11 protein-coding genes are annotated in these 12,056 nt (G+C 47.8%); all 11 read right to left on the bottom strand.

Annotated features, from left to right (window positions below):
• Positions 1-59: 59 nt before the first annotated feature.
• Positions 60-593 carry a chromate transporter gene (locus IEX81_RS06725; protein WP_188802306.1) on the bottom strand — a complete coding sequence of 178 codons (534 nt, stop codon included), beginning with the start codon at positions 591-593 and terminating at the stop codon, positions 60-62.
• Entirely contained in the window at positions 590-1,204 is a 615-nt protein-coding gene (locus IEX81_RS06720) for a chromate transporter (protein ID WP_188802305.1), read from the bottom strand. The genes IEX81_RS06725 and IEX81_RS06720 overlap by 4 nt, the downstream gene beginning before the upstream one ends.
• Before the next feature lie 77 nt (positions 1,205-1,281).
• Positions 1,282-2,889: a gamma-glutamyltransferase family protein gene (locus IEX81_RS06715; RefSeq protein ID WP_188802357.1), complete on the bottom strand. Its 1,608-nt coding sequence runs from the start codon at positions 2,887-2,889 to the stop codon at positions 1,282-1,284.
• Between the two features lie 378 nt (positions 2,890-3,267).
• A complete protein-coding gene (locus tag IEX81_RS06710; RefSeq protein WP_229727501.1) occupies positions 3,268-4,506 on the bottom strand; it encodes an MFS transporter in 1,239 nt (412 codons plus the stop codon).
• Between the two features lie 575 nt (positions 4,507-5,081).
• Positions 5,082-5,531: an Lrp/AsnC family transcriptional regulator gene (locus tag IEX81_RS06705; protein ID WP_188802304.1), complete on the bottom strand. Its 450-nt coding sequence runs from the start codon at positions 5,529-5,531 to the stop codon at positions 5,082-5,084.
• Positions 5,532-6,002: 471 nt separating this feature from the next.
• On the bottom strand, positions 6,003-6,755 hold the full coding sequence (spoIIQ, locus tag IEX81_RS06700; protein WP_188802303.1) for a stage II sporulation protein SpoIIQ: 753 nt from the start codon (positions 6,753-6,755) through the stop codon (positions 6,003-6,005).
• A gap of 253 nt (positions 6,756-7,008) precedes the next feature.
• Entirely contained in the window at positions 7,009-8,031 is a 1,023-nt protein-coding gene (spoIID, locus tag IEX81_RS06695; protein WP_188802302.1) for a stage II sporulation protein D, read from the bottom strand.
• Positions 8,032-8,273: 242 nt separating this feature from the next.
• The gene (gene murA / locus IEX81_RS06690; RefSeq protein WP_188802301.1) at positions 8,274-9,608 is read right to left on the bottom strand and encodes a UDP-N-acetylglucosamine 1-carboxyvinyltransferase; all 1,335 of its coding nucleotides are present in this window, start codon (positions 9,606-9,608) and stop codon (positions 8,274-8,276) included.
• A 110-nt stretch (positions 9,609-9,718) separates the two neighbouring features.
• A complete protein-coding gene (locus IEX81_RS06685; protein ID WP_188802300.1) occupies positions 9,719-10,492 on the bottom strand; it encodes a YwmB family TATA-box binding protein in 774 nt (257 codons plus the stop codon).
• A 131-nt stretch (positions 10,493-10,623) separates the two neighbouring features.
• Positions 10,624-10,854 (bottom strand): DUF1146 family protein, encoded by a 231-nt coding sequence (locus IEX81_RS06680; protein WP_188802299.1) that lies wholly within the window; start codon positions 10,852-10,854, stop codon positions 10,624-10,626.
• A gap of 752 nt (positions 10,855-11,606) precedes the next feature.
• Positions 11,607-12,035 carry an ATP synthase F1 subunit epsilon gene (atpC, locus tag IEX81_RS06675; protein WP_188802298.1) on the bottom strand — a complete coding sequence of 143 codons (429 nt, stop codon included), beginning with the start codon at positions 12,033-12,035 and terminating at the stop codon, positions 11,607-11,609.
• Positions 12,036-12,056 lie beyond the last annotated feature (21 nt).

Genomic DNA, 12,056 nt, shown 5'->3' with positions numbered 1-12,056 from the left:
CTAAATTGGATTTTATTTGTCCAACTCAGGGGGTTCGGTTCGACATGTAAACTACACGTTCATCCCATGAAAATGGCTCCGAAAATCAGTGCTCCGGCGATAATGAAGGCCGGATGGAGCCTGAATCGCTGCATCAGAATAAAGCTGAGCGCACCGATCACGATCAGCGGCAGCCATCCGGATGCCTGCTTCGACGCGGCAAAAAAATTATAGGCCATCATCCCGAGCATAACCACGATGATCGGACGGATCAGCATGGTCAGCCGTTTGACTTTGGGTGAATCCTTGAATTTATACAACAGTTTGAGCAGCAGAATCAGCAAAATCAATGATGGAGCGACGGTCGCGAAGATGGCGATCAGCGAACCGGCCACTCCTCCCTGAACATAGCCGATGTAGCCGGCCATCTGCGGAGCAATCGGTCCGGGAAGCGAATTGGCAAATGCAAGCACGTTGCTGAACGTCGTGACCGACATCCAGTGATAGTGGCTGACGACCTCATTTTCGATCAGCGGGATCGATGCCGGTCCGCCGCCGTAGCCAAGAATGCCGGGAATGAAAAACGCAAGGAAAATCTGCCAGTAAAGAATCATTTATGCTCACCTGCCGATGTTTTTGGTCTCGCAGGTATGATGAGTACATAGAGCAATGTCAGCGCGATCAGTATTGGAGGCTGTACGTGGATCACTTCCATCAGGATGAAGCTGACTGAGATCAGAAGCAGACTGACGGTCCAGCCCAGGCCTTTCTTGGCGCTTGAGACAAAACTCCAGGTCAGCTGCGCCATCAGCACGCCGACAACGGGCAGTACAGCTTGCGTCATCCCCCGGACCCATCTTTGCCGCTGGAAAGCAGTCAGGAAACCGAGCAGGACAATTAATGCAATAACCATTGGAAATACAGAGGCAATCAGTGCCGTCACCAGTCCGCCAATTCCTTTCAGTCGCCAGCCTATGTAACCCGCAAGTTTGGTATTAATCGGTCCCGGCAGCGCGTTCGCAATGGCCACTATGTCTCCGAATTCTTCGATCGTCATCCATTTGTACTTTTTGACAACTTCAGCCTCAATCAACGGGATCCCTGACGGACCTCCTCCGAAGCTCAGAATGCTTGAACGGAAAAAAGCAACGAAAATGTCTCTGTACCGGGTTAGAGTAGATCCCTTCTTCTGTGCTGCCTGATACGTCTTTTCTTCCCGATCCATCCAATCAAACCTTTCCTTTTTGATCAAAAATTCTGCGCATCCGGCCTAATTATGTAAGCTGCCGGACATCAGCTATTTTACCACGCGGCAACCAGCCCGTCCGCCCGCGACTCCGTGCCCCCTACCAGGACACCGGTATCGTTGTTCCGCCAGATAATCTGTCCACGGCCAAAGGAACCTGTATCGAGAGCGACTTCAATATGATGCCCGCGTCTGGCCAGTGCCTGAGCGATCGAATTGGGAAAATCCGGCTCAACCATGACGGTTTTTCCGCTTATCCACTGCCACCGCGGCGCATCAAGAGCGGCCTGGGGATGAAGATGGAAATCAATCGTGTTTGTGATTACCTGCAGGTGGCCCTGAGGCTGCATATACTCACCCATCACGCCGAACGGGCCGACCGGCTGTCCGGCCTTACTGAGGAAACCCGGGATGATGGTGTGGTACGTCTTTTTCCCGGGAGCGAGGGCGTTGGCATCCGTTTCGTTTAGCGAAAAAGTATGACCGCGGTTCTGAAGCGATATGCCGGTTTCCGGAATGACGATGCCAGATCCGAAACCTTTGTAGTTGCTCTGGATGAATGAGACCATGTTGCCCTCCCCGTCAGCGGCCGCGATATAGACCGTCCCGCCTCTCGGAAGCGTTCCGGCCGACGGCTCAAGCGCCGCAGTCCCGATCAGCCCGCACCGCTTTCGCGCATATTCCTCCGACAGAAGCTGAGAAACTTCATCTTTCATGCATCGGGGATCTGTGATATATTTTTTGCCATCTGAAAAAGCGAGTTTCAAAGCCTCGATTAGTTTGTGGCTGGTATCTGTAGATTCTCTGAAATTCAGATCAAAGTTTTTAAGAATGTTCAGCGCAACCAGTGTGACAAGGCCCTGCCCGTTCGGCGGCATCTCCCAAACGTCATAACCGCGATAATTGACCGAGATCGGATCCACCCATTGCGGCCAATAGGTTTCAAGATCGCTCTTCCTGATAAACCCCCCGTGTTCTCTCGAAAAACGGTCGATCTGCTCTGCAAGGTCTCCTTTGTAAAAGGCTTCCGCCTGGGTTTCGGCGATCTCCCTCAGCGTCATAGCGTGCGCCGGAGAGGCCCATATTTCACCGGCTTCCGGAGCATGGCCGCTTGGGGCAAACGTTTCAAACCACGGCTTGAACATCGGATCAGTCAGCGTCTTTTTGAACTGCAGATTCGCTCTGTTCCAGTTTTTTGCCACAACGGGAGACAGTGGAAAACCATTTTCCGCGTAATCGACTGCAGGTTTCAGAAGATCCGCAAATGGAAGGCGGCCGAAGCGGCGGGAACATTCCGCCCATGCCGCCGGTGCACCCGGAACCATAACTGGCTCAAAACCGTGTACGGGCATCGATGTGTACCCTCTTCTTTTCACCGCTCCGATCGATATCGATTGCGGAGCGACTCCGCTCGCATTCAGGCCGTACAATTTCCCTTTCGTCCAGATCAGTGCAAACGCATCGCTCCCGATCCCGTTCGATGTCGGTTCCAGAACGGTCAGACTGGCTGCCGCGGCGACCGCGGCGTCAATCGCATTCCCGCCTTTCTTCAATACGTCCAGTCCGGCCTGAGCCGCCAGCGGCTGCGCTGTCGCCACCATGCCTTTCCGTGCAAAGACCGTTGTTCTTTTCGAACTGTAAGGCTGATCATAGTAGTCGAACATCGATATGGACTCTCCCTTCTTCTGAATGCTATAGTTGTTTGCCACAGTTAGGCTGTTCATCCATTAAAACTATAAATATCGCAAAACAGTTATCAAAACGAACGAAATAAGCGTATTTTAGTTTCTTACATTAGCCTATTTCCTTTATATTTTTAACAAAAGAAACTTTTTCACGGACAATTATATGCCTTTAGCGTCTCTATATCAACACATTCCTCAAAAGAGTCTAATGGTCAATTTAAAAGATTTTCCAAAAAACATCTCAAAAAGATGAGCCGATAAGAAAAAGGCATTCATTTTCTTTCCGGCTCTCCACTCTATTTAATATAAATATACCATCAAACCGTTTCTTTTTGAGCACGGTTCGCAAACCTTTTCTCAGTTCGGAGCAATTTCCCCGACATTTTGCGTCGCGTATGAACTTGCATTTGGTTTTGCGTTCGTGAACATAAACAGAATGCCTCCAATCAGGAGCAGTACACCCGACAAATAAAAACCAATTTCAAGCTTTCCTGTCAGATCCGCAAAATAGCCTGTTATATAGGGAGCAAAAACAGATGAAACGACACCTGCGAAATTAAAAATACCGTAAGCTCTTGAATACATCAGTGACGGTGTATTTTCAGCGATATAGGCTACAAGAACCGGATCAAGCGCCAGTTTTCCAGCCAATCCATAGACCACTAATCCAACAATCATCAAGGAGTAGTTGGAGGCGTATGGAATAACAAATTGGCAAGCTGCTCCAACTAATGACAGAAACAAGATAAGCGGTTTTTTATTTTTAATCCGGTCCGACACATAACCAAAAAATATGGCACCGGGGATGGAAGCCCATGGTACGAGCGACGCTATAATTCCGGTCTGTGAACCGCCGACTCCTCTTACCGTCTGTAAATAATACGGCAGCCAGGTCAGCATGCCGAAAAATCCGTACAGAGAACAAAAAATCAAAATATAAGTGAATATATGGTTTTTACTGAACAGCAATTTTAAATTCATTGCAGGCAATGATTTCGCCTTTTCCTGTTTGATTTTATAATGCTTATTATCTTTGATAAAAACACTGATTAAAATAGCGACGACAACGGTCATGACACCAAACAGGATAAAGGAGAACTGCCAATTTTTTTTCAGCGTAAAAGTCAGATAGCTGGATGCAATGAAACCAAGTGATATACCAAGCGCCATTCCGCTATTAATGACCGCCGAAGAAACCCCGCGATACCTTTTCGGGATAGCCACAGAAGAAATGGCATATTGCGGGCTATAATATGTTCCTTCTCCTATGCCGGTAATTGCCCTTACGATCAGAAAAATGCCTAATCCGGAGACCATGCCGCTCAGGAGTGTTCCGATACCAAACAAAATATAGCCTGCGACCAGCACGCTCAGTCTCCCAAAACGATCGGCCAGAAAACCGGCTGGAATCTGCATGGCTGCGTATGTGAGAAAAAACACAGTGGACATCAAGCCAAGCTGGCTTTTTGTCAGGTTCCAGTCATGGCCAATTACGCTCATGACAGGAGATAAAATATTTCTGTCGGCGTACATAAAGGCCCAACCCAGTGAAAAGAGGATGATGAGCAAAATATAATTCTTTTTGGTTTCTGGCAATGAAATTCTTCCCTTCCATGTCTATTATCTGTTGTTTCCAGAATAAGTCACATCGAGTTCAAAATTTTTAGATAATATAGCAAACCCGTGCACAGGTATTATTGTAAAGCCTCTACTTTTTACCGTCTTGATGAAAATGGAATTCGGAACAACCCTCCTGCGTCTCATCCACTTTTCTTTTATTCAAACTAAAGTGAATCACAACCGATTTCGTCCGTGGCATCCAATTGTTAAAAACAGCGGCGTTTTCAATTCTTTATGAATAATAAACAACTAAACATGTTACAATTATTAACTGAAAATGTTAATTTAACTTACATATGATATTATATGACTTTAATCACTAGATATCAACATATTTTTCTAAAAAATTCAAAAATGATGCTTATTAAACAAAAAAGCCACCTTTTTAGGGTGACTTATTGCAGCATTATTCTCATTTTTCAAATTTACATTTTCAGATTCAGCCGCCGCGCATTCGACAGCAATTATGTATCGTTCAATTCGGGAAGCCGTTGGTGCCTTTAATGGGAGTCGGCCAGTTCCAATTTTTTCTTAAATCGGCCGGCCGTCGGTCAGAGTTTCAACCCGCTGCGGCTCTTGAAGCGACGCAGGAGAATATGGCTGTTTACACTTGTAATGCCCTTCATCGAATAGAGTTCTTTGTTTGTGAAATTCTCGAGCTGGTGGAAGTCCTCTACAAGAACGTGCACATGCAGCATGCTCGGTCCGGTCATCTGGTAGCAGCTGGCCACACTCTGATTCTTTGAAAGGTTGCGAGCGACCGACAGCAGTGCTGAAGGCTCACATTCAACTTCAAAGAAGGCTGATACGGTCTTGCCGACGAGTTCCGAATTGATTACGACACCGAATTTTTCGATCACTCCGTTTTTCACTAATTGCTGAACGCGCTCGCGTATTGATACTCTGGACAAGTTGAGCCGCTTGCCGATGTCAACATAGGACATTCTGCCATCTTCGGCCAGGCAGTCCAGTATTTTTCGGTCTGTATCATCTATCTTCATGATTTGTTCCGCTGCTAATGCGCCTGAAAGGTGTTTCAGAAAACAGGTCAGCCAGATCGCGTCAATCGTTTTTCCCGTCTGCTTCAGTCTTTGCCTTTGCTCAGGTACGGTTAGCAGCAGTTCCCCCCTTCTTTGATTCGATTTAATTTGATTGCCAGCAACCCCTAAAAGCATTTTCTATAAAATATGTATGGGCCGGAATTTATGCATCGTATTCACCAGAGAAGGAAACTTTCCTCTTTTTCTCGATGCTGGAAAATCTTGCATAGTAGACTTTGTTTGTAATCACTCCGGATGCACTTTTCACTATAGTATCAGTTTTTCAGGCATAATGAAAAGGTATCACGGTTATCTTTGCCGCGATACCTCCGATTTTATTGCTAAGCTTTGTTTCTCCAGAAACCACGGGCGCGTGGCTCGTGACTATGGACAGACTTTCTCAGAATCCGATACTTGCCCGGTCAGCTTTAGTTATTTGCCGTTTGTCCCTGTGCTTGCCTGGTTCGCGTTTGTTGATTGCGCGGCGGACGTCGGAGCTTTCACATCGGCTGTCCCCTTGGCCATGTAGGCTTCCGGACTGACAGGTACACCGGTTTTGCGGATTTCAAAATGTACGTGGGTACCGATGCTTTTGTTGAACGCTTCTGTGCCTGCCGTGCCGATTGTTTCGCCTTGGGCTACTTGCTGTCCGAGCGATACGCTGATCGACGCAAGGCTCTGGTACAGGGTTTCAACTCCGTTGCTGTGTTTGACGGCTACCACATAGCCGAGGAGGTTATCTTTTTTCGCCTCCGTTACCTTTCCGCTCATCGCCGCTGTTACCGTAAACGCTTTGCCATCTTTCGCGCCAATGTTAATGCCTGTATTTTGGACGTAAGTTTGATCATAGTTTACGAGAGCGGCTTTCTGTTCCTGCTGTATTCCGTTTACATCATAGAAAGGCTGGATAACTTTTGTGTCCGCCTGTACGGCCGGCCATTCGAAGACTTCGGCAGCGGCGTTCACCGGTGCGGCCGGCTTGTTCTGATTAAATACAACCTGGTTTTCTTCCTTCTGATTCTTTGTCTGTTCCGCGCCCAGTACCTGAAACAGGAGCATCCCTGTCATGACCAGAGAAGCCGCGCCCAGATATAAAGCGGGATAGAACCAGCGCCGTTTTGCTAGTTTGCGCAGGCCGGTCAGCTCTTTCTCCTGTGAATTCTTTTGATCTTTGTTTTCTGTCATCTTGCATCACCTCAGCAATCATTGTGATCAGATTGCGGGCGATCTATACATTAATAGTGAAAAAATACTGCTTTTTTTCAGAAAAATTGGCAATTTCTTTGAAAAACTCATATTTGTTTCCTATTTTTTGAGATTGTACCTTTTACTCCGCACCGTCAAGGCTTCATTGCCGCGCATCGCAACCCTTCAAAGGTGTTCCGCAGCAGCAGAAACCGGCCGGCTCCTGAACGACCGCTCTTCGAGTGATATCCCCCTATTTTATTGCAATGGCATGATTCGCGGTCACGTTCATCTTGCTGATCGATGTCCCCTGATAATAATAGGTGACGATCTGAGCGGCACTCTTGCCTTCTCCCGCCATTCCGTCGGCACCGTACTGGCTCATGCCGACATCGTGCCCTCTTCCATACGTTATGGCAACGATCCGGATGCCGCTCTGCTTCAGCTGAAAGTCTGTGGAATTGAGGCTCAGTTTTTCACGTATCTCTCTTCCGGTAAAGTTTCGACCGGCAATCCTGTAGACGGCAACATGATTTGTTGACGTTCGCCGGAGCACTTTGCCGGGGTCGCCGTCACCGCTGCCCAGTTTTACAGCAAGGGCATTTTCTACTTCAGAAACGTTGAGCGTCTTTTCAGCTTTGTATTTTGGGGAAAATTTGTCCCATGGGCTCGGCACCGACCTCAGATAAGGGACAGCAGCGGTCCAATAGTCGGCAGCGTTTTCGGTCTGCCCGTTGCTCGTCGAGAAAAAAGCGGGGGTAATCAGTTTTCCCTGATAAGTAATGACTTCATCTTCCGTCTGCGACACAGCTGCTTCAATTTTCGCCATCCTCTGGTTGTAATCCTTGCCCCAAATCCTTTTCAGATCCTGACGGCTATTATAGACCTGATTCTGTACGGTATCCGTCACTGTGGTGCCCGGATCGCTCATCATCTTGCCTATAATATAGGTTCGTGCAGCAAGAGCCTGCGCCTTCAATGCCTCGAGATGGAAAGTTGCCGGCATTTCCGAGCCGACCACGCCGACTAGATAATCATCAAGAGCGACGCGGTCGGTCTTTTTTTGTGCTGATCGGTAAACAGTTACAGTGATGGCCGGAGCGTTGCTCTTTTTGGCAATTGCCTGCGGCAGAGTCCGTGCTAATATCGCCTGTGCTTCCTGTACCACCGGCTTCGGCTGGTTTCTGTTTTGTGAAAACAGCAGGACGATGGCGGTGGGGACAACAACAATGGTTAAAGATAAAACGAACAGCAGCAGTGCGGCGGCTTTCTTCATGTTCTGGCCTCCAACACGTTTTTCCCTATTTCTATGCCTGTCCGGCCGGCCATAGAACGAAGAGAGAGCTGCACAACGCTGCCAGTTTTTTTGCCGATTCAGGACAATCGCCTTTTATTGAAGAACCTGGTCTAAATAAAATTGAAAGGCATATAATGCTGAATGGGCAGAGCCCGCCCTTGAACATAAAAAAGAGATGCAGGCTTCCCGCATCTCAGGTACGATCTATTTGGTTCGTGCGATTATGCAAATTTCGGATTGACTCCGATCTGTGTTCTCAAGGGTTCCGGCGCAGCTGCAGCAGGCTGTTCCGCTTCTTCAACACGCACGCGTTCGATGTCGGCGCCAAGTGCACTCAGTTTCCCTGTCAGATCGACATAACCGCGGTCGATATGATGCAAGCGGCTGACGCGAGTATACCCTTTTGCGGCGAGGCCCGCAATTACAAGCGCCGCTCCGGCGCGCAGATCGGTGGCCGTAACCTCAGCGCCCTGCAGGTCGCATGGAGCGTTGATAATGGCAGACCGTCCATCGATCTTAATCGAGGCATTCATCCGCCGGAATTCTTCAACATGCATGAAACGGTTTTCGAATACTGTTTCCGTAATGACCGATGTTCCGGCCGCTTTAAGCAGCAGCGCCATCATTTGCGCCTGCAGGTCCGTCGGGAAACCGGGATGAGGCATCGTTTTAACATCCGCGGCCTGCAAGTGATCCGTGCCAATGACGCGGATACCGCCCAATTCCTGTTCCACTTCGACACCCATTTCACGCAATTTGGCAATGAGCGGGCGTAGGGCATCCGCCTCGGCATTTTCAACCAGTACATTGCCGCCTGTAATGGCCGCGGCAATCATGTACGTTCCTGCTTCAATCCGATCGGGCAGAATGGTGTGTTCGGCACCGTGCAGCTGATTAACACCGGTAATTCTTATTTTACTTGTGCCGGCGCCACTCACTTTTGCACCCATCGCGTTGAGGTACTGTGCCAGATTGACGATTTCCGGCTCGCATGCCGCATTTTCAAGGATCGTTTCACCCTTTGCCAGCGTTGCAGCCATGATGATATTTTCCGTAGCGCCAACACTCGGGAAGTCAAGACAGATGATCGATCCTTTCAGTTTTCCATCGATGCGCGCTTCAATACAGCCATTTCCGATCGTCACATTGGCGCCCATGGCTTCAAACCCTTTAAGATGCTGATCAATTGGCCTGGATCCGATCGCGCATCCTCCCGGAAGAGCGATTTTGGCGTGGCCGACCCTGGCCAGCAGAGGACCCATGACAAGAAACGATGCCCGCATTTTCCGCACATATTCAAAAGGGGCTTCCGTCATTAATTCAGCCACCGCATTGATTGTAATCGTTCCATTTTTATAACTTACCGACGTGTTCAAATAACGCAGGACTTCATTTATTGTGTATACATCAGCGAGTCCCGGTACATTATATATTGTGCTTATGCCTTCGCTTGCCAGCATCGAAGCGGCAATTACAGGAAGTACAGCGTTTTTCGCGCCTTCAATTTTAACTGAGCCTGAAAGCCGTTTCCCTCCGCGAACTATAATTTTCTCCAAACTTTTCCCCTCCGCGTCCATTTATCTCTCGCTCGATCCGGAAACGCCCTCTGTGCCACGAGTAGTGCCGATGAAACAGCGACCCCGTCTTTTTGTAAGCCATACCTTCATTAATATTCAACCGTAATGATCGGCGTGCCCAAAGTGACGGCGACACGACCCCCGTCATTTCTTAAAGCCACCTGGACATTCATTTTTTGTTTTCCGGAATAAATTCCATCGTTCCATGTCTTAGTATATGCGGATATCGATACAAACGTTTTCTCATACAGTCGTTCAATAGGGACGGCTGAAAACAGCTTCAAATAGCGTTCTCCTTCTTTCGATAAGCCAAGACTCATTTTATCACTCTCATGAGCCCTTACACAAGAGAAGGCCTGCTCTTGTCCGTTAAAAATTCCAGCCATATCCTTACGCATTTGCTGCTTTTGAACCGGCCACCAAGCCGCTTGAAATGAATGGCTTTGGAATTGGTAAAGCATGGCTGTCTGAAACCGGCCGCCAACGGGATAAGCAAGATAAGTGATCTTGATCTCCGTTCCTGAAGGCTCCGATTTTTTTATGCCCTCCCAGCCGATGTACTCTTCCTTTTTCCCGATTTCATGCCAAGTGTAACCGGCAAGCTTTTTTGTCATCTGATTAGTCTGCTTCTGAAATTCTCCTTCGCTGTCCATGGTTTGCTGTTGTTCACGCGCATAGACCGTCCAACCGTCGACTAGTGCCGCATGTTCCTTCAATGCTCCGACAAACAAAGGAACACGATCCATTGCATCCAGCCGGCCGGCAGAAATGCCGCCTCCGGCCGCCATTCTCCCGTACGCTCCGCTAAAGATCAACAAAGCGGCAAACAGCGCAATCATTACGAACAATAAGTTCCGAATCATACATTTCACGCCCCTCTCCCTGTTTTCAGTATTTCCTTTAGAAAGAGGAAGGCATACGTGGAACTTTTCGTCAAAACCGACGTTTATTCGCAAGCAGCAAGGCTGTGTTTTTTCCTTTGCTGCAAAAGCGCTCAGCCGTAGATCTTCGGCAGCATCAGCGACCAGTTTACGTAGCTGAGAAAGAACTCCGCCACCGGATAGCTGATGGCAATAGCAAGAAGAATATAAAGAATTCTCACCTGCGGGCTTTTCGGATGGCGGAAAAAAACATCAATTTTGAGACCTTGAAGCGCCCACCACGTCAGAACCAGTGCGATCAGATGAATCAGGAGACTGATCAGGGCCTGTAGGCCGACATTCATGACTTTTTGACACCTGCCCGAGCCTAATATGTATTGCTCTCTTCCCACTTCTGCATTTCACCAGAAAACCGCTGCTTGAATCCGGTTAATGAAAAGCGATTTCTTTACAAAAACATATACAAAAATGGAAACTTACAGCCATCTCCTTGTCTGTTACATAAATGTAATATAACAGTAATACAAGAATAATCTTGATTGACCTGTGTATATTTTAACGCGATTGACAAAAAATAACCATACTTTTAATGATGATTGTTTTTTCAGAATTAATACAGCCTGTCGAAATAATATTCATTTTGTAACAAAAGTTGCCTTCAAATATCGTGAAAATTATACAATGCCTTTAATATGCACATTTTTTGATGTTTTCACGTTGTTAAAACGTATTCAGAGGGCGAACGGTTAACAACATTTACCAAGGATAACAAATGAATTTGACTATTCGGCGGCTGATTTTATTTGCTGAGGGATCTTTTCTCGTGGCTTGAACTTTGGGGATGCCATGGCCGATTTGTTTTCGGAACGATCGATGTTTTTCCGTGAAGACCGATATATTATCGGAACAGCCGATAATTTTCCCGTGAGGGACGATATATGTTCAGGTTCCTCGAAAGTCTTTCAGATCATTTACCGGCAGTTATCCGCAGGTCGAAATTTTAACATTTCCTGAACAAAAAAATGAGGCACCGCAGATTACAAAATCCGCGGTGCCTCTTAAAAAATGGAAAGGCTGATGACCCTTCGCGATCAATTTAGCTTTCCTGTACTTTTTCTTTAATTGCCGCCGTATTCAGACGCAGTTCTGCTCGTTTGAGTTTCAGCATCGCTTGTGCGTAACCCTCCGAGCTCTTGTGCAATGTGCCCAGCGCCTTTTGGGCTTCGTCGCGGGCTATCTGGGCTCTTTCAACGTCGATCTGATCTTTCATTTCGGCAGCTTCCGAGAGAATCGAGATCCGGTCGGGGCTCACCTGAATGAATCCGCCGTGAACGGCCGCATAATCAACGACTTCTTCATTTTCGTGTTTTAAGCGAACCAAGGCGATTTCAAGCGGAGCGACAATCGGCATGTGATGCGGCAGTATGCCCATCTCGCCGCTTGTCGATCGCACACACACCATGTGAACGTCCCCTTCGTAAATCTTGCCCGCGGGTGTGACGATATCTGTATGCACCGTACTCATCTGCCAGCCCCCTTTAAGTGG

This window comes from Sporolactobacillus putidus (genome assembly GCF_014647035.1).
GTDB lineage: Bacteria > Bacillota > Bacilli > Bacillales > Sporolactobacillaceae > Sporolactobacillus > Sporolactobacillus putidus.
The sequence above is the reverse complement of the archived record's forward strand: the minus strand, read 5'-3'. Positions and strand labels throughout refer to the sequence as shown.

Excerpts from the sequence above, each read along its gene's own strand:
- IEX81_RS06725 (WP_188802306.1), bottom strand. The coding sequence starts at position 593 with ATGATTCTTTACTGGCAGATTTTCCTTGCGTTTTTCATTCCCGGCATT.
- IEX81_RS06720 (WP_188802305.1), bottom strand. The coding sequence starts at position 1,204 with ATGGATCGGGAAGAAAAGACGTATCAGGCAGCACAGAAGAAGGGATCT.
- IEX81_RS06715 (WP_188802357.1), bottom strand. The coding sequence starts at position 2,889 with ATGTTCGACTACTATGATCAGCCTTACAGTTCGAAAAGAACAACGGTC.
- IEX81_RS06705 (WP_188802304.1), bottom strand. The coding sequence starts at position 5,531 with ATGAAGATAGATGATACAGACCGAAAAATACTGGACTGCCTGGCCGAA.
- spoIIQ (WP_188802303.1), bottom strand. The coding sequence starts at position 6,755 with ATGACAGAAAACAAAGATCAAAAGAATTCACAGGAGAAAGAGCTGACC.
- spoIID (WP_188802302.1), bottom strand. The coding sequence starts at position 8,031 with ATGAAGAAAGCCGCCGCACTGCTGCTGTTCGTTTTATCTTTAACCATT.
- IEX81_RS06685 (WP_188802300.1), bottom strand. The coding sequence starts at position 10,492 with ATGATTCGGAACTTATTGTTCGTAATGATTGCGCTGTTTGCCGCTTTG.
- IEX81_RS06680 (WP_188802299.1), bottom strand. The coding sequence starts at position 10,854 with ATGAATGTCGGCCTACAGGCCCTGATCAGTCTCCTGATTCATCTGATC.
- atpC (WP_188802298.1), bottom strand. The coding sequence starts at position 12,035 with ATGAGTACGGTGCATACAGATATCGTCACACCCGCGGGCAAGATTTAC.